This window comes from Paracoccus sp. NIOT.M2S5SZ12, from assembly GCF_057748165.1.
Genome location: NZ_JBYLFR010000026.1, coordinates 1 through 21,402, shown reverse-complemented (window position 1 = coordinate 21,402; position 21,402 = coordinate 1). Strand labels below are relative to the sequence as shown.

Sequence of the window (21,402 nt, the reverse complement as noted above, 5' to 3'; positions counted from 1 at the left end):
TTTCTGTGGGGACAGCACTACGGGGTCAAAGTGAGTTCTGGAAGTCGCCACTGGCACCCAATGGGCACAATGATTTCAATGAGTTAAAGTGGAGAAGGTTGGAAGTCAGGCCCATCCCCTCCGCCAGATATTTCTAACAAGGCGCTATTTTCTGTAGTAATTTTTCTCTTGAGTGGTATCTCTTCCCCCCGGACTTCCCCCAATAAGTTTAGGAAGCTTCAGGGCAGCGTCGGAACACGACGGAAGACAAGCGGAAAAACGGCCTCCTCCAGCTCATCTCCCGCGCAGCCATAAAAACTTGCAGCCAACGCCATTACTTCAAGTGGTTAAACTACTGCGAGTGCCAAGGGCATAGGCGGTGGGTGGGATGCCACCCGAGGCGCACAAGACGCAAAGATGGCTTCGATCCATTGGTTGATCTTGCTACAGGGGAGCCGGTGGCGGTGGCTAAGCAGGACGGACTACTATGGTTGTGTCGGCCGTCGAAGACCATGAACGGCTGAAGGTAGTCGAGACCTCAGTAGCCCGCATGCCCCGATGATGCGCAGAATAAAGAATGAACGATTTGATGAACACTGAACTGCACCTGAAGTCTGCAATTTGGGACGCTGCAAATACTCTTCGCGGTTCCGCTGTCGATCGTACGGATTGGAAGGGCTACATCCTCCCTCTACTGTTCTTCAAGCGCATCTCTGACGTCTGGGACGAAGAAACGGCCGAGGCTCAAGAGATCTATGGCGAAGCGGGCCTCTCCCTGTTTCCGGAGGTGCGCCGTTTCGTGTTGCCTGGGGGCTGTCACTGGAACGACATCAGGGAAGTCCCGGCCAACGTCGTCGCGGCCCTCCAGAGGGCCATGCAGGAGACCGAGCGGGCTAATCCGGACACGCTTTTCCGCGTATTCGGTTCGGCGGACTGGGGCAACAAGGAGAAGTTCTCCGACGAGTTGCTGAAGGATCTGATCGAGGGTTTCTCGGAGATTGGGCTCGGCAACAGCGCGGTCAGCACCGACGTGCTGGGGGACGCCTATGAATATCTGGTGGGCAAGTTTGCCGACGTCACGCGCCGAAACAAGGCGGGCGAGTTCTACACGCCACGCAGCGTCGGGCGCATGATGGTCGAAATCCTCGACCCTAAGGAGGGCGAAAGCATCTACGACCCCGCCTGCGGCACGGGCGGTATGCTGCTTGGGGCTATCGAGCATGTGATGCGCAAAGGCGGCGATCCGCGCACCTTTTACGGGAAGATCTACGGCCAGGAGAAAAACCTGACCACCGCCGCGATCGCCCGGATGAACCTTGTCCTGCATGGGATCGAGGACTTCCAGGTGGCCCGTGAGGACACGTTGCGGAATCCGGCCTTCACGGACTCCAGCACGGGTGGCCTCGCCACCTTCGACTGCGTCATCGCAAACGCGGCCTGCTCGGCGCGATCGCTGATTTATCCATTCGCACCGAGATGTTGAGCCGCATCTCCGAACGATTGCGGCGGAAGCGATAGAGGATCAGACGCTGTGTGCAGGACAGCTCCGTCTTGCCGTTCGCAAGAAGGTCAAAAGACCGCGTTGCCCTGCCTGCACGCCGGGCAGCATTCTTTTGGTGGCTCCATGTGGCGGCACCATTGCTCAAGATGTCGGCAGGCGGTTGCCTTGTCGACAGGCTTGCGTGCCGCACATGCGATGACGAGTTGCGTTCGCCGCTTCCAGATGCCTTGGCTTTTCCCATGGACAGGCAGCTGAACATCCTCGTGATCGAATCCGACGAGACGCGCGCACATTCCGTTGCCGAAGCGCTGGCCTCGGATGGCACCTGCCGGGTCGTGATCCTGGCCGACACGAGCGGTCTTGGCTGCCGGATCGCTGAGATGGACCCCGATGTCGTGCTGATCGACGTCGCCCATGCCTCGCGCGACGTGATCGAGGAAATGGCCGTCGCGACCTCGCCCAAGGAACGCGCGGTCGCCCTGTTCGCGCCCGGCGGCGACACCGCCTTCATGCGCGCGGCCATCGAGGCGGGCGTCTCGGCCTATGTCGCCGAGGATGTCCGTCCCGAAGTGCTGCGCCCGGTGATCGACCTTGCGATCGCCCAGTTCGCCACGGTGCGGCGGCTGCGGCTGGAACTTGAGGCCACCCGCCGCGCGCTGGACGAGCGCAAGGTCATCGACCGCGCCAAGGGCATCCTGATGCGGGCGCGTGGCCTGCCCGAGGAGGAGGCCTATGCGCTGCTGCGCAAGACCGCCATGGACCAGAAGAAGAAGCTGGCCGAGGTCGCCGCGGCGCTGGTGACGGCGGCAGGGCTTCTGGGATGAGCATCGGAACCCTCCGCGTCGCTTGGGTGCCGCTCACCGATGCCGCGCCTGTCATCATTGCACGGGAAATGGGATTTGCGGCCGCCGAGGGCATCGCGCTCGAGCTTGTGCAGGCGCGGTCATGGGCGCTGCTGCGCGACTTCCTGGCCGCCGGGGCGGTCGAGGCGGCGCATATGCTGGCGCCGATGGCAGTGGCGCGGGCGATGGGGCTTCTGCCCTCGCTGCCGCCGGTCGAGGCGCTGATGGTTTTGTCGCATGGCGGGCAGGTGATCGGGGCCTCGGCCGCGCTGGCCCGCGACCTGCCGCGGCTGACGGATGCGGCGCAGGCGGCCGGAGCCATCCGGTCGGCGGCCGGGCCCCGCCTGCGCATCGGCGTGCCCTTCACCTTCTCGACCCACGCGCTGCTGATGGCGCGCTGGCTGGGGCCGGGGATCGAGATCCGCACCGTGCCCCCGCCGCAGATGGCTGCCGCCCTTGCGGGAAAAGAGATCGACCTGTTCTGCGTGGGCGAGCCATGGGGCACCGTTGCGGCCGAGGCGGGGGTGGGCACGATCCTTGCCTCGGGGCGCTCGATCTGGGCCGCGCCCCCGGAAAAGGTGCTGGCGGCAAGGGCAGGATGGGCCGAAGCGCGCCCCGAGGCGGCCGGGGCGCTGATGCGGGCGGTCTGGCGGGCAGGGCGCTGGCTCGACGGGCGAGGCAACCGGGGCATCGCCGCCGAGATCCTGTCGCGCCCCGAATACCTGGGCCTGCCGGCCGAGACGCTGGAAGCGTCGCTGACCGACCGCACCGCCTTTGTCCTGGCCCCCCCGCCGGGACCGTTCTTCACCTTTCACGACGGCGCCGCGAGCTTTCCCTGGCGCAGCACAGGCGCGCTGATCGCCGCCCAGCTTGCCCGGCGCTTCGACCTGCCGCAGGAACCGGCCGGCCGCGCAGGCGCCGCCATCTTCCGCACCGATCTGTATCGCAAGCACATGCGCGCGGCGGGCGCGGACCTGCCCGGCGCCTCGATGAAGGTCGAGGGGACGCTGGCCCACCCGACCGCCGTCGCATCCGAGCGCGGAACGATGATTCTCGCACCCGACAGGTTCTTCGACGGCTGGATTTTTGATCCTCCGGTGGACTGACTGCCCAGCGTTTGCGCAAAGACGCGGCGCGGGCGGGCAGGACGATCCTTAAGTCCAAGTTTTTCCACCCTCGCGCTTGCGGCAGCGCAGCAAGCCTGCTGTCCTGCAGAACAGGAAGCCTGCAACGGCGCAGCCTTCCGGCACCTCGGGTGCCACCATTCCGCGACGACGCGGACCCCTGGACATTCACCGCCGACATGCCGGCCCGTCGCGGCCCCCGCATGCCCGCTTTCTTCGATGCCACGCCATCCGGAGCCCGAAGCATGGCCGATCCCGCCGTTTCCCCCGCTATCCACCCGACCCGCGCCCTTGTCCTCTCGACCGGGGCCTTCACCATCTGCTTCGCCGTCTGGACGATCTTCGCGATCATCGGGCTGCAGATCCGCGAAACGCTCTCTCTCTCCGAAACGCAGTTCGGCCTGCTGGTCGGGATGCCGATTTTGACTGGGTCGCTGATCCGGGTCCTCCTCGGCGTCTGGACCGACCGCCTGGGCGGCCGCACCGTCTTCACCCTGACCATGCTGGCCGCCGCCGCGGCGACATTCCTTCTGTCCTTCGCGCAGACCTATCCGCAGTTCCTGCTCGCCGCGCTGGGCGTCGGGATCGCCGGCGGCTCCTTCGCGGTGGGGGTCGCCTATGTCTCGCGCTTCTACCCGGCCGGGCGGCAGGGCACGGCGCTGGGGATCTTCGGCGTCGGCAACGTCGGCGCCGCCGTGACCAAGTTCGCGGCACCCTTCCTGATGCTCGCGCTCGGCTGGCAGGGGGCGGCGCAGGTCTACGCCGGGGTGCTGGCCGCGACCGCCGTGCTCTTCTGGTGGCTGAGCGAGGAAGACCCCGTCACCGCCGCGCGCACCTGTGGCGAGGCCCCGGCCCGCAGCTTCGCCGCCGAGTTCGCGCCGCTGGCCGACATCCGCGTCCTGCGCTTCTCGCTTTACTACTTCTTCGTCTTCGGCGGCTTTGTCGCGCTGGCGCTGTGGCTGCCGCGCTATCTGGTCGGCGTCTACGGCTTCGACGTGGCCGTCGCGGGCCTGATCGGCGCGGCCTACTCGATCCCCGGCTCGATCTTCCGGGCCTGGGGCGGGGCGCTGTCGGATCGCTACGGCGCAAGGGCGGTGCTTTACTGGACTTTCGGCGTCTCGGCGCTGGCGGCCCTTGCCCTGTCGCTGCCCACTGGCCAGACGGCGATGGCCCCCGCGGCCTTCATCGCGCTGGTCTTCGTGCTGGGCCTGTTCATGGCCATCGGCAAGGCCGCGGTCTTCAAGCACATCCCGGTCTACTACCCCCAGAACGTGGGCGCGGTCGGCGGCATGGTCGGCATGATCGGGGGCCTCGGCGGCTTCGTCCTGCCCATCGCCTTCGGCTGGCTCAAGGACGCGACGGGGCTGTGGTCCAGCTGCTTCATGGTGCTGTTCCTGATCGTCGCCGCCTGCTTCGCCTGGATGCACCTGACCGTGCGGCGGCTGGACCGCGCGCCCGCAGGCCAGCCGGCATGACCCCCCTGATGCGAGGACTTCCCATGACACAGCGACTTGTCGTCATCGGCGCCGGCATGGCCTCTGGCCGGATGATCGAGCACCTGCTCGACGGCGCTCCCGAGGGTTGGGACATCACCCTCTTCAACGCAGAACCGCGCGGCAACTACAACCGGCTGATGCTGTCGCCGGTGCTGTCGGGCGAAAAGACCTATGCCGAGATCGTCACCCATGACGACGGCTTCTATGCCGCCCGCGGCATCGCCTGCCGCTTCGGCGAGACGGTGACGCGCATCGACCGCGCCCGGAAGGTGGTGGTGTCGCAGGGAGGCGAGACGCCCTATGACAAGCTCGTCATCGCCACCGGCTCGGCCCCCTTCATCATCCCCGTCGCGGGCCGCGACCTTCCGGGCGTGGTGAGTTACCGCGACCTCGAGGACACCAACGCGATGATTGCCGCCAGCCGACCCGGCGCGAAGGCGGTGGTGATCGGCGGCGGCCTTCTGGGGCTGGAGGCCGCGGCGGGCATGGCCGCGCGCGGCGCCGACGTGACCGTGATCCACCTGATGGGCCACCTGATGGAGCGCCAGCTCGACCCGGCGGCGGGCTACCTGCTGCAGAAGGACCTGGAACGGCGCGGCATCCGCGTCCATTGCAACGGCGCGACCAAGGCGATCCTGGGCCATGACCGGGTCGAGGCCGTGCTGCTGGAGGATGGCACCGTCTACGGCGCGGACCTCGTCTGCATGGCCGTGGGCATCCGCCCCGAGGTGCGCATCGCCACCGACGCCGCGCTGGACGTCGAGCGGGGCATCACCGTGGACGCCCGGATGCGGACCTCGGACCCGTCGATCTTCGCACTTGGCGAATGCGTCGAGTTCGAGAGCCAGCTTTTCGGCCTTGTCGCGCCGCTCTACGATCAGGCGCGGGTGCTGGCGGATGTGCTGAACGGCGGCGACGCGGGTTTCCGGCCGGTGCAGACGGCGACCAAGCTGAAGGTCACGGGCTGCGACCTGTTCAGCGCCGGCGACTTCGCCGAGGCCCCCGGCCGCGAGGAGATCGTCTTCCGCGACCCCGGCCGCGGCATCTACAAGCGGCTGGTGATCGAGAACGACCGCCTGATCGGCGCGGTCATGTATGGCGACACCGCCGACGGCAACTGGTTCTTCCAGAAGATCAAGGAGGGCACCGACGTCAGCGCCACGCGCGAGACGCTGATCTTCGGCCCGGCCTTCGCGGGGGGCGTTCAGTCGGACCCTCTTGCAGCCGTTGCAGCATTGCCGCTTGAGGCGGAGATCTGCGGCTGCAACGGCGTATGCAAGGGCAGGATCGTGCAGGCGATCGAGGGCGGTGCGACCGACATCGCGCAACTGCGGGCGCAGACAAAGGCCTCGGCTTCGTGCGGGACCTGCACGGGGCTGGTGGAACAGGTTCTGGCGCTGACGCTGGGCGATGCCTTCCAGAAGCCTGCGGCCCAGCCGATCTGCGGCTGCAGCGACCTGACGCATGAGGAGGTCCGCCGCCTGATCAAGGCGCAGGAGCTGAAATCCATGCCGGCGGTGATGCAGGAACTGGGCTGGCGCACCTCCTGCGGCTGCCCGTCCTGCCGCCCGGCGCTGAACTTCTACCTGCTGGCGGACTGGCCACTGGACTATCGCGACGACGCGCAGAGCCGCCTTGTCAACGAACGGCTGCACGCCAACATCCAGAAGGACGGCACCTTCAGCGTGGTGCCGCGCATGTGGGGCGGCGTGACTAACCCGCGCGAATTGCGCGCCATCGCCGACGCGGCCGAGAAATACGACGTGCCGATGGTCAAGGTCACGGGCGGCCAGCGCATCGACCTGCTGGGCGTCCGGAAAGAGGACCTTCCCGCGATCTGGGCCGACCTGAACGCGGCGGGGCTGGTGTCGGGCCACGCCTATTCCAAGGGCCTGCGCACCGTGAAGACCTGCGTGGGGTCCGAGTTCTGCCGCTTCGGCACGCAGGATTCGACGGGCCTCGGGATTGCGCTGGAACAGCGGCTGTGGGGGTCCTGGACGCCCCACAAGGTCAAGCTGGGCGTCTCGGGCTGCCCCCGCAACTGCGCCGAGGCGACCTGCAAGGACGTGGGCATCGTCTGCGTGGATTCCGGCTACGAGATCGGCGTCGGCGGCGCGGCCGGCATGGACGTCAAGGAAACGCAGCGGCTGCTGAAGGCCGGGACCGAGGCCGAGGCCATCGAGATCACCGTGGCCTTTGTCCAGCTTTACCGCGAGCACGCGAAGTATCTCGACCGGCCCTACAAGTGGATCGCCAAGGTCGGGCTGGACTGGGTGCGCGACCAGATCGCCGATCCCGCCACCCGCGCCGCCCTGATCGAGCGCTTCGACCTGTCGCAGCGCGTCTATCAGAAGGACCCCTGGGCCGAGCGTGCCCGCCCGGACGCGGCGCGCCGCTTCCGCCCCGTTGCCGATCTTTCGCTGGAGGCCGCCGAATGACCATCTGGATCGACATCGCCGCGCTGGACGACATCCCGCAGCGGGGCGCCCGCACCGTCAGGACCGCGCAGGGCTGCGTGGCGGTCTTCCGCACCTTCGACGATCGGGTCTTCGCGCTGGACGACCGGTGCCCCCACAAAGGCGGGCCGCTGTCGGATGGGATCGTCCACGGCCACGCCGTCACCTGCCCGCTGCACGCCTGGGTGTTCAGCCTGGAAACCGGCATGGCGCAGGGCGCCGACACAGGCGCGGTCGCGACCTATCCGGCGCGGGTGGAGGCCGGCCGGGTGCTGATCGACGCCGAGCGCCTGATGGCGAGGCGGGTCGCATGATCCGCTCGACCTGTCCCTATTGCGGCGTCGGCTGCGGGGTGATCCTGAGCCCGGCCGGGAACGGCCTGACGGTCAAGGGCGATTCCGACCACCCCGCCAACCGCGGCATGCTGTGCTCCAAGGGCACGGCGCTGGGCGAGACGGTCAGCCTGTCGGGGCGGCTGGTGTCGCCCGTGATCGACGGGGCCGAGGCGGGTTGGGACACCGCCCTCGACCATGTCGCCGCGCGCTTCCGTCAGACCATCGCGGCGCATGGGCCGGACTCGGTGGCCTTCTACCTTTCAGGGCAGATGCTGACCGAGGATTACTATGTCGCCAACAAGCTGGTGAAGGGCTTCATCGGCAGCGCCAACGTGGACACGAACTCGCGGCTCTGCATGGCCTCGACCGTCGCGGGGCACGTCCGCGCCTTCGGCGCCGACACGGTGCCCGGCACCTATGAGGACCTGGACGAGGCCGATCTGGTCGTCCTCGTCGGATCTAACCTCGCCTGGTGCCATCCGGTGCTGTGGCAGCGGGTCGAGGCCGCACGCGCGGCGCGTGGCACGCGGGTGGTCGTGATCGACCCCCGCCGATCGGTCACGGCCGAGGCCGCCGACCTGCATCTGCCCATCGCGCCGGGCGCGGATGTCGCGCTGTTCAACCGCCTTCTGGCCGCCATTGCCGATCGGGGGCTGACCGATGCGGGTTTCCTGTCCCATGTGACAGGCGCCGATGAGGCGATTGCCACGGCCTGCGCCGAAAGCGGCGAGACCGGCCTTTCCCTCGCCGAGCTGGCGCGCTTCATCGAGTTGTGGTGCCGGACCGAGCGCGTCGTGACGGTCTTCTCGCAGGGCGTGAACCAGTCGAGCAGCGGCACCGACAAGGTGAATGCGATCTTGAACTGCCACTTGGCCACGGGCCGGATCGGCCGGCCCGGCATGGGTCCCTTCAGCGTCACCGGCCAGCCCAACGCCATGGGCGGGCGCGAGGTCGGCGGGCTTGCCAACCAGCTCGCCTGCCACCTGTCGCTAGAGAACCCGGACCACCGTGCTGCCGTGGCGGGCTTCTGGAACGCGCCAAGGATGGCCGAGCGGCCGGGGCTCAAGGCCGTCGAGATGTTCCGCGCGGTGGGTGACGGACGGATCAGGGCGCTGTGGATCATCCACTCGAACCCCGCCGTGACCCTACCCGAGGCCGATGCCGTCCGCGCCGCCATCGCCGGCTGCGATTTCGTGGTAGTCAGCGACGTGACCGGCGCGACTGACACCGCGCGGCTCGCGCATGTGCTGCTGCCCGCCGCCGCCTGGGCCGAGAAGTCGGGCACCGTCACCAACTCGGACCGCACGGTCAGCCGCCAGCGCGCCGCCCTGCCGCCGCCGGGGCAGGCGCGGCCCGACTGGTGGGCGCTGGCGCAGGTCGCACGGCGGATGGGCTTTGGGGGCTTTGACTGGGACGGGCCGGCCGCGATCTTCCGCGAGCACGCGGCGCTGTCGGGAATCGCGGGCGGGCTCGGGCGCGACTTCGACATCTCGGGCAAGGCCGGGATGCCTGACGCCGAATACGAGGCAATGGAGCCGTTCCGCTGGCCCTTCACCGCCACCCGGCAAGGCGGCCGCTTCTTCGCGGACGGCCACTTCCTGACCCCCGACGGCCGCGCCCGCATGGTTCCCGTGACCGCCCGCGCGCCCACGGCGGGGCTGACGCCCGAACGGCCCTTCCGCCTGAACACCGGCCGCATCCGCGACCAGTGGCACACCATGACCCGCACGGGCCGCGCCCCTCGGCTGAACAGGCACCTAGGGGAGCCCTTCGTCGAGGTGAACCCGGCGGATGCGCTTCGGCTGCGCCTGGCTCCCTTTTCACTGGCCGAGGTCACCAGCGACTCCGGCCGGGCGATCCTGCGCGTCGTCGTCACCGATCGCGTCGCCAGCGGCCAGCTTTTCGCGCCGATGCACTGGACCGGCGAAACCGCCCCCACCGGCCGGATCGACGCGGTCATCGCCGCTGCGACCGATCCGCTCTCCGGCCAGCCTGAATCCAAGGCAGCGGCCGTGACTCTCGCGCCGTGGACTGCAGGCTGGTTCGCCTTCGCCGTCAGCGACGACGTCCTTGCCCCGTCTACGCCCTACTGGGCGCGCCGCAAGACCGAAACCGGACTTGCGGCCGAACTGGCCGCGCTCACCCCTCCGTCCGAGGGCGCCGAGGCCATCGCCCGTGTCCTCTTCGGCCTGCCCGACGCCGAACTGATCCGGTCCGACGACCCGGCGCGTGAACTGACGACGCTTTGCTTCGTCAGGGATGGCCGGATCCGGGCACTGCTGTTCGCGGGGCCGACGCCGGTGAGCCTTGCCCGGGAGAGCGTCATCGCGCGGATCGGCGCTCCCGTCGGACGGGAGAGCTTGGCCCCGCGTGCCGGGACGGATCAACCGGACGAGGGCCCGATCCTCTGCGCCTGCATGGGGGTCGGCCGCAACCGCATCGCCGCCGCCATCGACGCGGGCGCCCGCGACGTGGCGGCGGTCGCCGCCGCGACCTGCGCGGGCACCGGATGCGGCGCCTGCCGTCCCGAGATCGCCGCGCTGATCGCCGTTGCCTCCGTTCCCGCCATTGCGGCGGAATAGTCGATGAAGACATCCCACATGGTCCTGAACGTCTCCGGCTGCGTCACGGCAGGTCTGCTCACGCTCCGGCGCGTCGATCCCGTGAAGACGGATCGGGATGCCGTGGAGCCGCAATCCGTCGCCGTCCACGATCTCAGCCGATCCTGTCTGGAACGCGCTGGACAGGTCCCGACCGTGGACGGGCGACATGCCCATCAGCAATAGCATCATGATGCTAGGTATGACTGACAGGGAGGCGGTGGGGAATTGCAAGATGGCCATACAGCTGCTTCTAGAGTGAAGCTGTGGCCGTGTGGCGCGCTCATTGGTTCAAATGCTGCTGATGCCGTCAGGCGTGCTTCCCGCAGGTAGGCGCCTTCAACTTGCTCCTCCGTCACAGGCTACAAGCCCTTCCTGCGAGCGTCCGGCCCGGCGCTTCGACGTCGGACCGGATCGGGTCAGGGACGAACGGCCGTAACTTCCAGTTCGACCAGCCACGCCGGGTTCACCAGCGCTTCGACCACCATCGCGGAACGGACGGGCAGGTTCGGCTGTTCGTCCGTGCCGAAGAACTGACGGTAGCCGGCCATGAAGCCGTCGAAATCGACCGCCTCACCCTCTGGAGCCACCAGGAACGCCTGCATCTTGATGATGTCGCCGACGCTCATGTCCATCGCCTCCAACTGGCTCTGGATGCGGGTCATGACGCTGACTGTCTGCTCCTCTGTGTCGCCATAGGCCTCAAGGCTGCCGGGTTCGGCGTCCTGGTTGATGACGGCCGGGACAGTGCCGCTGAGATAGACGGTCGTCATTCCCGCGGGCACCTCCACGGCCTGCAGGATCGGAAAGTCCGAGTTCGGGATCGGGTGTGGGTTGAACCGGGCGGGGTTCGACGCGATGTGGCTCTGCAGCTCCGCCAGTTCGAAGATTTCCTGCAGGCGCCCGAGGGTGCGGCGCGCCGTCTCGTTCTTCTCGTGCCAGATCGGCCGCAAGGTATCGACAACCTCTGGTTTCGTGATCTCCCCGATTGGGCGGTCCCCCAAGCGGGGAAAGGTGTAGGTCTCGATGGTCGTCCAGTTCTGGGCGATGTGCTTGCCATTCTTCAAGCCATGGCGCTTCCGCTCGAACCAGTCGGCCGGGACCTCCCGAAACAGGACGTCTGGTTTGGCGGCTGGGTCGGGCGTCCGGTTCGCATGATCGGCACCGAGGGTGCCGGAGGTCAGAGCTGCCCGCACCTGCGCTGCGTTCCAATCGCCGGCAACCTGCAGCCGGATCCAGACCGTCGTCTCACGCGCCTCCTTCAAGGACAGGGCAGGAAAGTCAGGCACCTCAGGGCCGGCGGGCTTTACGCCTGGGAGTTTGAAAAGGATGGGAAGGATCTGCGTGTCCGGGTAGATGGCCAGCTCGCCTTCAATTCCTCGCACGCGATGATCGATGCGGCGTTGAACGGCTACGGCATCGCTTACATCCCGGAGGATACGGTCGCCCAGCACATCGCGGCCGGTGAGCCCAGCCGCGTAGCTGATCATGTCGAAGGACACGAAGGGCATCAGGCGGCTGGCAAAGACCGTGGCCGTGAGCGCGGTCTGCGGGACGAGGAGGCCGGCACCGACCTTGTCTCCGAACACCCGCCGAAGGATATCGTGCCCCAGAACCCGCACGAGGCCGAGCGATCAGCGCGCCGAGTTCGGCGCCGATCACGAGCTGAACCGTCCCCCAGACATGCCCGTAAGCAGCCCCGGCCGCGAGTGCGATGGGGGCGCTCGGTACCGCACTGACGTCCATGACGCCGAGGCACGTGGGCTGCTGCAGGGCTCCTCTCATGCTGCACGCGGCGTCGGTCCAGACCGTGATGCCACAAGCTGCCGTGCCACCACCGCAACGAGGATCGTGCTGCCAATCGCCGTCGAGACAGGTTCGGGCGCGATCATCAGCAATGCGGCGACCGTCAGGGCGAACCGCTCCGACACCCAGAGGGGCGCCAGCAGCCAGTTCGTGATGGCGGCGGACAGCGCAACGATTCCCAGCACCGCTCCCGTGAAGGCCAGCAGGAAGTCAGGCAGCGTGAAGTCCTGCGTCACGATCAGCAGGGAGGGCGAAAACACGAAGATGAACGGCACAAGCGCCTTTCCCATCGATAACCGGAAGGCTGTGTTGCCGGCCTTGAAGCCGTTTGCGCCCGCAATTCCCGCGGCCGCATAGGCGGCAAGGGCGACGGGCGGGGTCACGTCCGCCAGCACGCCGAAATAGAAGACGAAGAAATGCGCGACCAGCGGCTCCACGTTCAGCAGGCCCAGAACCGGCGCGGCCACGGCCACCATGATGATGTAGTTGGCGGTCGTCGGCACCCCGCAGCCCATCAGGACACAGACGAAGGCCGTCATGACCAGCGTGAACAGCAGCGTCAGCGTCTGGATGCTGAACAGCTCGAACGGCAGGAACCCCATGAAGCCGTGGACGCCGCCCGCCCAATCCGTAGCGACGGAGGTGACCATGAAGGCGATCTTGAAACCTACGCCCGTAAGGGTGACGACGCCGATGACAACCCCGACCAGCGCCGCCGCGGCCGTCACCGCAAGGGTCTGCCTTGCCCCCGCGACGAACCCGTCGTAGATGCCGACGGCCGTTTCCCGCAAGCCGACCGTCACCCCCGAGGCCATGACCCGTTGGATCAGGTAGACGACCATGCACGCGGAGATTGCCCAGAAGGCCGACAGGAAGGGCGTGCGGCCCGACATCAGCATCCACACGAGAAGGATCAGGGGAACGACGGACAGCCACCCTTCGCGGATGACTTTGCCGGCCTTTGGCAGCTCCTCCTTCGTCAGGCCGCGGATGCCAAGGCGCTTGGCCTCAAGATGGACCTGCACCAGCACGCCGAAGAAATGCATGAAGGCGGGGACGATGGCGGCGATGAGGATCGTCCGCAGCGGTATTCCCAGATACTCGACCATGAGGAACGCCACCGCGCCCATGACCGGCGGCGTGATCTGCCCCCCGGTCGAGGACGCCGCCTCGACCGCCGCCGCGAAATGCCGCTGAAAGCCGATCTTGATCATGGCCGGGATCGTCAGCGCCCCGGTGGTCACGGTATTGGCGATGGAGGATCCCGAGATCGTGCCGAGCAACGCCGAGGAGACGACCGACACCTTGGCCGGACCGCCCGCAAATCGCCCGGTCAGCGCCGTCGCAAGATCAATGAACAGCTGGCCCAGGCCGATCCGCTGCGCCATGACCCCGAACAGCACGAAGTGGAACACGTAGGTCGCGATGACGCCCAGTGCCGTGCCATAGATGCCCTGCGATGTCAGATAGAGGTGATTGATGATAACGGCCCAATCCGCCCCGGGATGGACCAGGATCCCGGGCATCGATTGGCCGAAATAGGCATAGGCCATGAACAGAAGCGCGATGATCGGCAAAGGCCATCCCATCGACCGGCGCACCGCCTCCAGCAGGGTCACCAGCAGGATCGTCCCCATGACGATGTCGATGGTCATGGGATTGCCCACCCGGAAGGCGAGCTGGTCATAGATCCACGGCACATAGAGGGCAGAGATCAGGGCCGCGAAGGCCAGGACCCAGTCCATGACGGGAATGCCCAGGATGACGAACCCGTCGGTCCGGTGACGATTGGTCGGAAGGGCCGCGAAACTGAAATAGACCAGAAACAGCGACACGCCCATATGCAGGCCGCGATGCGTGGTCGCCCGAGGAAGGCCAAAGCCGGCCGTGTAGAAGTGATAGATCGACAGCAGGAACAGGATGATCCCGGTCAGCACCGCGATGGGCTTCAGAACGGTCCGGAACCGGGCCTCGGGGTCGTATTCCTCCTCCATCGCGCGCAGTTCGGCCTCGGACAGCGGGCGGGCGGCATCGGTCATCGGATCGTCCTGCGATAGGGGTCATGGGCAAGGCACGCGGACCGGCATGGCCCGCGTGCCCGGATCGGTTGGATGCGGTCGGTTACTCGAGGACGCCGGCCTCGCGGTAGAAGCGTTCGGCCCCCGGATGGATGGGTATGCCGGCGCCGGAGGTCGCCGTCTCCAGCGTGATCGCGGCACCCTTCGCATGACCGGCCGCGAACAACGCCTGGGTGGTGTCGTTGTAGATGGCCTGGGTGATGGCATGGATCAGGTCGTCGGGCTGCTCGGCCGACGTCACAAGCTGGGCGCCGACCGAAACGGTCGAAACGTCGGCCTCCTGCCCCTCGTAAGTGCCTGCAGGCAGGGTATCGGTGGCGAAGAAGCTGTAGGTCTCAAGCAGGGCGTCCACCTCGGGCCCCTTGATCGGGATCAGCGTCACGTCCTGCTGGCTGGCCAGCTCGGCGATGGCGCCGGCCGGAAAACCGCCAACGAAGAAGAACGCGTCCATGGCGCCGTCCCGCATCCGGTCCGCCGCCTGATCGGGCTTGAGATATTCAGGGGTGACATCCGCTTCGGACAGCCCGAACGCCTCGAGGATGATCTTGGCGTCGACCAAGGTGCCAGAGCCCGGTTCGTCCAGCGACACGCGCTTGCCCGCCAGATCCGCGACCGACGCGATCCCCGCATCGGCCCGGGCCACGAGATGGATGCTCTCGGGATACAGATTGGCGATCAGCCGCAGGTTCTCGACCGCGGGCTGGCCCTCCCACAGGCCGGTGCCGGTCTGCGCCCAGTAGGCGACGTCGGACTGGCTGAAGCCGGCCTCCATCGCACCGCCGCTGATCGCGTTCACGTTCCCGACCGAGCCGTTGGAGGCCACGGCCGTCGCGATCAGACCGGGGACACCGCAGGAGCCGCCATCCGCGCAGGCGCGCGATCCCGGCGGGTTCGAGATGGCATTCGCAATCAGGCCGCCGATCGGATAATAGGTTCCTGCCGTGCCGCCCGTGCCGATGCGGAAGAAGGACATGTCCTGCGCGCCGGCCATGCCGCCGATGGACGCCACGACCGCGAATGCCGCAAAGAAGTGTGATGTTTTCACGTCTGTACCCTGTTGTGCCAAGCCATGTGGGTCACGCTAGCGGACGGACCTCGTGTGTCACAACAGTTTAATTGCACCCCCTTGCACCATCACCCGGTTGCCACGCTGCGGAACAGACGCCCGACGATCAGGTCGTGAGATGCGTGTCGGTTCCGGAGAGCATTAATGTTCGGAAAGCTCCGCGCGACACGAACAGCCCGGTCACGCTCCATCAGAGGGCCAGGCCATGACCCGCGCACAGGGTTCCGCGATTGACGTGGAAAGCGCGCGGCAGGACGGTAGTCTCGATTGCACTGAGCGTGGCTCGGCTGCTTGATGAGCCGCCCCGGCGGCCCAACGCGACTGATGCGATGCCATCCCTGAGGGCCGCAATCTCGTCAGCTGAAAGGTAGGAAGCGTCTATCGGCCGCGGAGTGGGCGGTTGGCCCGGTACGATGACTGCCATCAGCATCAGTCACGATGAAAGACCCCTGCCGCGATGGATCTCGGAAAGTTCCCGATCTCTCGGGTGCAGCGTTCAAAGAGGGTTATCTCTGCGTTCAGGCTTGGCTGCCATGCCACGTCCACGTGGCTCGGCGCGGCGTCGAGGTCCCGCGCGCGTCCCGTCAGGGCATCCACTTCGCCCTGATCGCGCGCCAGTCCCTGCTCGGTGACATCATCCGACTGGTGGGCGGTCGAAGCGGCGATCTCGGCCAAATACAGATCGGGGTGATACTGGACGCCCCGGAAGATGCCCTTTCCGGGGCGGATCTCGGCGGCCTCGATCGGGGCGTCGGGGTTTGTGGCGAGGGTGACCCCGCCCAGGGCAGGCGGGTCACAACGCTGGAATGCACGGCCCGTGCCGTCCATGTCGGGGGCCCGCCGGCCAGCATCGGACGGGACGCACCCGCGTCGGTGCGGGTGATGTCGCGGGCAAGGCTGACCTCGGCGCCGGGACGGCGCGGTCCGGTCCCGCCCCCCCGCCGCCACGGCGGCGATCTGCAATCCGCCGCAGAAGCCGAAGGCCGGCATGCCAGGCCCGCAAGGACTTGCGCCATGAACCGGGCCTCGGCCCCGTCTTCGTGCATCTGGATGGGCGAGCCTGCAAAGACGGTGCCATCATGACGCTTCAGGTCCGGCATGTCGCCCGTCTTTAGGCCATGTTGACAAATGGCGCAGCCAGAGACGTATCGAGGTGATGTCGATGAAGCCCAGGAAGCTCTCGGCAGTCTTGTCGTAACGGGTGGCGACACGCCTGGCGTTCTTCAACGTGTTGAAGCACCGTTCGACCAGGTTGCGCAGACGATACAAGGCCCGGTCGACGCCAATGCGCTTCTTGCGTGACCTTCGCATGGGGATGACAGGCACGATGTCGCGTTTGTTCATGGATTTGCGGATGCTGTCAGCGTCTTAGCCTCGATCGCCCATCAACACGCTTGGGGCGGGCAGGTTTTCGGCCCTGACCAGATTGAAGCCAAGATAGTCAGAGGTTTGCCGTGCGGTGATCTCGGCCCTCCTGGGCAGCCCTGCGGCATGGACGAGGAGGTAATTCCTGGTCGTAAAGTGGAAGGTGGTCCAGAAAACGATCCGGTGGATCGTTTTCCCACCGGACGCTCTCGAGCGGCCGAAACCCTGTCGCGGACTCCCCCTTTGGCGCCCGCTGCCTGATGGTGGGCGCGAACGACCGTGCTGTCGATAATCTGGAGTGCATGCTGCACCGCCCCGCTTTCGTTCAGGGCGTCCATGATCTGCTCCCAGGGCCCCGCCAATGTCCAACGGCAAAACTGCCGGTAAACGCTGGACCGCTTCCCGAACTCTGCCGGGAGGTCTCGCCACGGAGCTCCGGTGCGCGCCATCCAGAACAAGGCGGTGGTTGGCAGGTTTGCGTCCGTTCGGGGCGCGGGCTATCAGGATGAACCGCTCAAGGAACGCCCATTCCTCGTCCGGCATCAGGTCTCGTGCCAAGCTGGTCTCCATCGCAGATACCAGCTTGAATCACTATCAGTCTGCTCTGTGAATCCGTTCTGTCAACACAAACTAGAGAACGCGCGCGACTAAGCCCACCGCATAAAAAAGCGCGCTGGAAGGACCCACAGGGGGAGGCCGTTTGAAGCATTCTGCGGAAGCCGGCTGTTTCAGTTGTTTGTGGTGGCCCCGGCGTAAGTTATTTGTTGCTGGAGCATGTGCAAACAATTATCCGGCGCGTCACATGAGACCGTAGTGGCCGCTTGGCTGTGCGACGGATGCTTCAAATCAAGACGAGGGGCAGGATCAACGACCGGTGATGCCTTCCATCGCGGGCAGCGGATTGGGCCGTGTTACAAGCTCCGGCCTGCGGCGCTCGTAGAACGCGTTTCCGCCCGTGGTCAGCACGTAGTGCATGTTATTGTAGTTCGCGCGATAGCTGGCCGTGTGAAAGAACTGAGCTTGACCAATAAATGGATGACGTTCTCCCCGCAGCACGGACAGTGCAGCATTTCGGACCAGGGGAGCTGATCGCGAGTCCATCTTGCGCGTCATGACGCCCCGGGCGAACTGGTTCTTCTGCCCGACCACCGCGCACACCGAATTCGGGTATTGCCGCGAGGCGACGCGGTTCATCACAACACTTCCCACTGCCACCATGCCATCCCGGCTGGAGCGGTTGGACTCGAAGTACATGGCGCGCTCCATGCATTCAAGGTCAGACATTCCGCCGAACATCCCGCACCCCGTGAGCGCTGCGAATGCGAAGACGGCAGGCACAAGTCGCCAAGCGGAGCATCCACCATTCATCAGTAAATCTCCTTGAACAGGCTTTTCCTTCAGTTTTTGACGCCATCGGCGAGCGACGGCAAGCTGATGTTCTGCTACAGGACCCGCGACAAAGCCTGCGCGGATGTATCCGACTGCATCGAGCGCTTCTACAACCTGCTCAGACGGCATTCGAAAATTGGTTACACCAGCCCCATGAAATTCGAGGCAATCGATATCCTTGGCTTACCTGCTGTCCACGAAACCGGCAGCAGGCCACTACGCCGTGCTGCGGGATCAGACGCGCCTATGCTGATCCCCATGCGCCAGACCGTCAGGACATGTCTGGTCCTTATGTTGCCAGCAGTCGAAAACGATCATCCGGCACAGCCGATTCTGACCCGGAGTGCCGCAGGGCGTCGACGATGACCCTGAAGGCCGGCAGATTATGCCGCCGACTGGGGTAGTAGATGTAGTATCCAGCAAAGTAAGGCGACCAGTCGTCGAGAACCTGGATCAGGTCACCGGCCGCAATAGTCTGGGCGATCCGCCATCGGCGCGCCATGACGGTGGATCAGCGGCGGACCCGCGGGCAGATCCTCGGCATCGTGGCCGTCAAGGTGGATTTCGCCGGCGGCATGCATCAGACATTTCGCCAGGTAGGCGCGGGGGGCAACACCTTCCTGTTCCGTAGTCGGAGCCTGTCGGCGTCGCGTTACACAGGTCGAAGAAAAAAGACCAGACGGCCCGGATCGCGCCCGGCACCGGCCCTTGGCCGCGTCCCGCAGCGCACCGGTCGCATCGTCACTCGGCGGCGTCGGCCTGTCCCGGGCCGGTCGGTTCGGGCATGATCCCGACGCTTGCCGGCTCATACCCTGCGGCGTGGATCGCCTTGCGCCCGCGGATGGTCATGTCGCTGATGAACTGGAACTGGTCCCGCATGTCGAATGGATAGGCGCGGATCTTGTAGTGGGTGCCCCATGGCTGGTCCTTCAGGACCACCACCACGGGGTGATGATAGTCGAGATAGGCACTGGTCAGCGCGACATCCTGAAGGGCCGAGCGGATCCGGGCCGGGTCATGGGCCACCGCGACGAAGAACTCGGCCACGCATTGAAGCGTCTTCGCACCGTCGTTGCCGTTGGAGATGTTGGACGACCAGATGACGTTGTGCGGGGCGGTGATCATGTTGTCGTCGGCGGTCTTCAGGGTGACGGCGCGCAGGCCGATCCTCTTGACCTCTCCATAGTCGCCGTCGATGGTCACCCAGTCCCCGGGGCGATAGGGTTTCTCGAAGACGGCGACGATCCCGGCGATGAGGCTGCTGACGTAATCCTTGAACGCAAAGCCGATCGCGACGCTGGCGGCCCCTGCGATGACCAGGAAGTTCTGGACGGTGATGTTGAAGATGATCGGCAGGATCCAGACGATTGCCACCGCGGTCATCACCAGCCGCGCGATGGGCACCGCTCCGAGAAGGTAGAGGCGGGCATGGGCCGGCCCGTTCGCCGCCAGATAGGGCAGCACCCGCCTGACGGCCCAGATGGCCAGCCAGGTGCCGAGGATGATCAGGGCCACCTTGGAGAAGCTGATGTCCTGAAAGTCGTTCAGCAGCCTCAGCGCGCTGTCCCGGTTGTTGTCGCCATCCATCTCAGATCTCTCCCACGGACATGCCGGCCGCCTGCAGTTCGGCGCGCACGACCGGATAGGCCTCGGCCCGGACGAACAGCGCGTCACCCTCCTGCGCGATGAAGCCCGCCATCATCAGCCCGGCCGGCGCGACGGTCTCTCCGACCAGTGGCAGGACGGAGGCCAGATCCTGGATCGACATCCGTCCGTGCAGGATCAGCGCATGCAGGATGAGTAGTGCCTCCCGCCGGCGTTCGGCGGGAAGCGTCAGCTCCTCCGGGGCGGTCACCCACAAGGTGTTTCCGGCCTCCGGGACAGACGCATCCCCGTCGCTCCTGTGCAGCATCCGGCGCCACATGTGCCAGGCAACCCAGGGAATGCCCAGGCTCCTGGCGGCCAGGGTGCGGAACAGATCGGTCTCGACATCCGTGACCTCGTCCCCGAACAGGTCGGTGCCGTCATCGGACAGGCGGAAACGGAAGCCCCGCGTGTCGTCATCGCGCGCAAGCTCCCTGAACCACTCCCGCAACCGGGCGCCGTCCATGGGGGCAAAGCACAGGGGGCGCGCCGCGATCATGTCGATGCCGGCTGCCTTGGACAGATAGGCCCAGGTCCAGGCGTTGCAAGAGATGACGACGCGCTGCCGCCGGCGCGTCAGGGCCGCGATCAGCGCGCGGATGCCCGCCAGGCCGTCGGCGCGCCGGACGTGCCAGAACTCAAGACGCGGAACGACCAGCAGCGCGTTCGGGTCGTCGGGCAGCCGTTCCAGCCGGACCAGGGCGTCGGGGACGTCACGGGGATGGTCCACGCGCAGGATCTGGTGACCGTTGCTGTCGGCCCAGACCCCCAGGACATCGCCGTCCTGACAGGGAGGCAGGACGATGGCCTTGATCCGTTCGGCCGTGGGCGACTGCGCCAGCCATTCCGCGATCGACGCCTGCAGCTCGGCCAGAACGGGGCCGCAGGCCGGAGGGGCCACGACCTGATCCAGACGCCGAAGGGTCGCGCGCCGCAGCTGATCGTCGGGAATGACGGACGTCCTGGTCGGGCGCAGCCACGTGAGAACCTGGCGCCACAGGACCCGGAACCATTCGTCGGCGGGCAGTGCAGGGCAGACATAGTCTGCAACCGGGATCAGGCCACGATCGGCCTGGCGCATCCTGTCATTCACGCGGGCACTCCGTGGCATGGACATCGATAGGCTAGAGGCATAGGGCAATTTCGGTGCCATCGGAACAGCCTGCGGACAGTTCGGTTGCATCTGCCGCATGAACGGCAAGGCGGATCCGGTCACGCCCTGGCAGGCCGGTCAGGAAATCCGGCGCCGCAGACAAACCGACGTCAGACTTGACCGGCTGAAGCCCGAGCGGCGGATGGCGATGCGTCGCCCGCAGCCTCCTTGCCGCATCCTGCTGCATGCATCGACGCTGTTTCCCCGGCGCGGACCGGCAAGTCCTGACGCCTTTCGCAAGCGGAGCTCATGATCCGGAAATGGGCGCAGATTTTCGCGCTGAGCGAATGGAATGTCAGAAAGCTCCGCCGACGGTTGGCCAATGATCCAGACCACGGGATGACGGTCTGTCGAACGTGGTCATCACGAGAGTTGTGGCTGGTCCCCTGGCAGGTCACCTCCGCCAGCCGCAACAGGCGGATCGCGGCGAATGAGGTCAGCGCTGCCGCCGCGCCCATCAGGGAGCGCAGGTGACCTGCCACTGAACTTTCATCCAGCCGCGACCGGAGCCGGTAGCTGATTTACGCCTTTCGGCGTGGGTTGAGCAATCGCCCGGCGCGCGGAACCC

The 21,402-nt window shown here is 66.4% G+C and carries 17 protein-coding genes and 3 pseudogenes; 10 read left to right on the top strand and 10 right to left on the bottom strand.

Translation table 11 applies throughout. From position 1 onward, the window contains the following. Positions 1-568 precede the first annotated feature (568 nt). The 8 genes from AC2SGK_RS16750 to AC2SGK_RS16715 all read left to right on the top strand — a co-directional run bounded on the left by AC2SGK_RS16750 (position 569) and on the right by AC2SGK_RS16715 (position 10,519). Positions 569-1,462 carry an N-6 DNA methylase gene (locus AC2SGK_RS16750; protein ID WP_488324592.1) on the top strand — a complete coding sequence of 298 codons (894 nt, stop codon included), beginning with the start codon at positions 569-571 and terminating at the stop codon, positions 1,460-1,462. Between the two features lie 257 nt (positions 1,463-1,719). After that, positions 1,720-2,304, top strand: coding sequence for an ANTAR domain-containing response regulator (locus AC2SGK_RS16745; protein ID WP_488324591.1), 585 nt, complete (start codon positions 1,720-1,722; stop codon positions 2,302-2,304). Then, positions 2,301-3,428 carry a CmpA/NrtA family ABC transporter substrate-binding protein gene (locus AC2SGK_RS16740; RefSeq protein ID WP_036719282.1) on the top strand — a complete coding sequence of 376 codons (1,128 nt, stop codon included), beginning with the start codon at positions 2,301-2,303 and terminating at the stop codon, positions 3,426-3,428. The genes AC2SGK_RS16745 and AC2SGK_RS16740 overlap by 4 nt, the downstream gene beginning before the upstream one ends. A gap of 263 nt (positions 3,429-3,691) precedes the next feature. Beyond that, entirely contained in the window at positions 3,692-4,921 is a 1,230-nt protein-coding gene (locus AC2SGK_RS16735) for an MFS transporter (RefSeq protein WP_036719280.1), read from the top strand. A gap of 23 nt (positions 4,922-4,944) precedes the next feature. After that, on the top strand, positions 4,945-7,380 hold the full coding sequence (gene nirB, locus AC2SGK_RS16730; RefSeq protein ID WP_488324590.1) for a nitrite reductase large subunit NirB: 2,436 nt from the start codon (positions 4,945-4,947) through the stop codon (positions 7,378-7,380). Then, a complete protein-coding gene (nirD, locus tag AC2SGK_RS16725) occupies positions 7,377-7,712 on the top strand; it encodes a nitrite reductase small subunit NirD (protein WP_036719273.1) in 336 nt (111 codons plus the stop codon). The genes nirB and nirD overlap by 4 nt, the downstream gene beginning before the upstream one ends. Continuing rightward, on the top strand, positions 7,709-10,315 hold the full coding sequence (locus tag AC2SGK_RS16720; RefSeq protein ID WP_488324589.1) for a molybdopterin-dependent oxidoreductase: 2,607 nt from the start codon (positions 7,709-7,711) through the stop codon (positions 10,313-10,315). The genes nirD and AC2SGK_RS16720 overlap by 4 nt, the downstream gene beginning before the upstream one ends. Before the next feature lie 18 nt (positions 10,316-10,333). After that, a complete protein-coding gene (locus AC2SGK_RS16715; RefSeq protein ID WP_488324588.1) occupies positions 10,334-10,519 on the top strand; it encodes a hypothetical protein in 186 nt (61 codons plus the stop codon). A gap of 233 nt (positions 10,520-10,752) precedes the next feature. Here AC2SGK_RS16715 and AC2SGK_RS16710 read toward each other — a convergent pair whose 3' ends face one another. Continuing rightward, a complete protein-coding gene (locus AC2SGK_RS16710) occupies positions 10,753-11,529 on the bottom strand; it encodes a phage integrase central domain-containing protein (protein WP_488324599.1) in 777 nt (258 codons plus the stop codon). On the opposite strand from AC2SGK_RS16710, the pseudogene AC2SGK_RS16705 reads away from it, so the two are divergent. After that, a pseudogene (locus AC2SGK_RS16705) lies at positions 11,488-11,742 on the top strand (hypothetical protein); the annotation flags it as partial. The gene AC2SGK_RS16710 and the pseudogene AC2SGK_RS16705 sit on opposite strands and share 42 nt — an antisense overlap. A gap of 54 nt (positions 11,743-11,796) precedes the next feature. Here the strand turns inward: AC2SGK_RS16705 and AC2SGK_RS16700 are convergent. From AC2SGK_RS16700 to AC2SGK_RS16675, 6 genes and pseudogenes are all read right to left on the bottom strand, one after another. Beyond that, a pseudogene (locus AC2SGK_RS16700) lies at positions 11,797-12,118 on the bottom strand (VTT domain-containing protein); the annotation flags it as partial. Continuing rightward, positions 12,115-14,178, bottom strand: coding sequence for a TRAP transporter permease (locus AC2SGK_RS16695; protein ID WP_488324587.1), 2,064 nt, complete (start codon positions 14,176-14,178; stop codon positions 12,115-12,117). The pseudogene AC2SGK_RS16700 and the gene AC2SGK_RS16695, both read right to left, overlap by 4 nt. Before the next feature lie 82 nt (positions 14,179-14,260). Next, positions 14,261-15,262, bottom strand: coding sequence for a TAXI family TRAP transporter solute-binding subunit (locus tag AC2SGK_RS16690; RefSeq protein ID WP_488324586.1), 1,002 nt, complete (start codon positions 15,260-15,262; stop codon positions 14,261-14,263). 450 nt (positions 15,263-15,712) lie between these two features. Further along, positions 15,713-16,111 carry a hypothetical protein gene (locus AC2SGK_RS16685; protein WP_488324585.1) on the bottom strand — a complete coding sequence of 133 codons (399 nt, stop codon included), beginning with the start codon at positions 16,109-16,111 and terminating at the stop codon, positions 15,713-15,715. Between the two features lie 249 nt (positions 16,112-16,360). Beyond that, positions 16,361-17,218: pseudogene (locus tag AC2SGK_RS16680) on the bottom strand (IS5 family transposase). A 294-nt stretch (positions 17,219-17,512) separates the two neighbouring features. Then, the gene (locus tag AC2SGK_RS16675; protein ID WP_488324584.1) at positions 17,513-17,944 is read right to left on the bottom strand and encodes a cell wall hydrolase; all 432 of its coding nucleotides are present in this window, start codon (positions 17,942-17,944) and stop codon (positions 17,513-17,515) included. 84 nt (positions 17,945-18,028) lie between these two features. Between AC2SGK_RS16675 and AC2SGK_RS16670 the strand changes: the two genes are divergently transcribed. Then, a complete protein-coding gene (locus AC2SGK_RS16670; RefSeq protein ID WP_488324602.1) occupies positions 18,029-18,403 on the top strand; it encodes a hypothetical protein in 375 nt (124 codons plus the stop codon). 375 nt (positions 18,404-18,778) lie between these two features. Here the strand turns inward: AC2SGK_RS16670 and AC2SGK_RS16665 are convergent, their stop codons facing one another. From AC2SGK_RS16665 to AC2SGK_RS16655, 3 genes are read right to left on the bottom strand one after another with little or no spacing between them, the layout of a single operon-like run. Next, positions 18,779-19,624: a mechanosensitive ion channel family protein gene (locus AC2SGK_RS16665; RefSeq protein ID WP_488324583.1), complete on the bottom strand. Its 846-nt coding sequence runs from the start codon at positions 19,622-19,624 to the stop codon at positions 18,779-18,781. A 1-nt stretch (position 19,625) separates the two neighbouring features. After that, a complete protein-coding gene (locus tag AC2SGK_RS16660) occupies positions 19,626-20,762 on the bottom strand; it encodes a hypothetical protein (RefSeq protein ID WP_488324582.1) in 1,137 nt (378 codons plus the stop codon). Positions 20,763-20,805: 43 nt separating this feature from the next. Beyond that, positions 20,806-21,021, bottom strand: a complete 216-nt coding sequence (locus AC2SGK_RS16655) for a hypothetical protein (RefSeq protein WP_488324581.1) — start codon at positions 21,019-21,021, stop codon at positions 20,806-20,808. Positions 21,022-21,402 lie beyond the last annotated feature (381 nt).

Bases quoted from the DNA above. Each gene is read 5' to 3' on its own strand.
- AC2SGK_RS16695 (WP_488324587.1), bottom strand. From the start codon at position 14,178: ATGACCGATGCCGCCCGCCCGCTGTCCGAGGCCGAACTGCGCGCGATG.
- nirB (WP_488324590.1), top strand. From the start codon at position 4,945: ATGACACAGCGACTTGTCGTCATCGGCGCCGGCATGGCCTCTGGCCGG.
- AC2SGK_RS16675 (WP_488324584.1), bottom strand. From the start codon at position 17,944: ATGTTCGGCGGAATGTCTGACCTTGAATGCATGGAGCGCGCCATGTAC.
- AC2SGK_RS16740 (WP_036719282.1), top strand. From the start codon at position 2,301: ATGAGCATCGGAACCCTCCGCGTCGCTTGGGTGCCGCTCACCGATGCC.
- AC2SGK_RS16720 (WP_488324589.1), top strand. From the start codon at position 7,709: ATGATCCGCTCGACCTGTCCCTATTGCGGCGTCGGCTGCGGGGTGATC.
- AC2SGK_RS16665 (WP_488324583.1), bottom strand. From the start codon at position 19,624: ATGGATGGCGACAACAACCGGGACAGCGCGCTGAGGCTGCTGAACGAC.
- AC2SGK_RS16655 (WP_488324581.1), bottom strand. From the start codon at position 21,021: ATGCAGCAGGATGCGGCAAGGAGGCTGCGGGCGACGCATCGCCATCCG.
- AC2SGK_RS16715 (WP_488324588.1), top strand. From the start codon at position 10,334: ATGGTCCTGAACGTCTCCGGCTGCGTCACGGCAGGTCTGCTCACGCTC.
- AC2SGK_RS16735 (WP_036719280.1), top strand. From the start codon at position 3,692: ATGGCCGATCCCGCCGTTTCCCCCGCTATCCACCCGACCCGCGCCCTT.
- AC2SGK_RS16685 (WP_488324585.1), bottom strand. From the start codon at position 16,111: ATGGACGGCACGGGCCGTGCATTCCAGCGTTGTGACCCGCCTGCCCTG.
- AC2SGK_RS16660 (WP_488324582.1), bottom strand. From the start codon at position 20,762: ATGCGCCAGGCCGATCGTGGCCTGATCCCGGTTGCAGACTATGTCTGC.
- AC2SGK_RS16750 (WP_488324592.1), top strand. From the start codon at position 569: ATGAACACTGAACTGCACCTGAAGTCTGCAATTTGGGACGCTGCAAAT.
- nirD (WP_036719273.1), top strand. From the start codon at position 7,377: ATGACCATCTGGATCGACATCGCCGCGCTGGACGACATCCCGCAGCGG.
- AC2SGK_RS16745 (WP_488324591.1), top strand. From the start codon at position 1,720: ATGGACAGGCAGCTGAACATCCTCGTGATCGAATCCGACGAGACGCGC.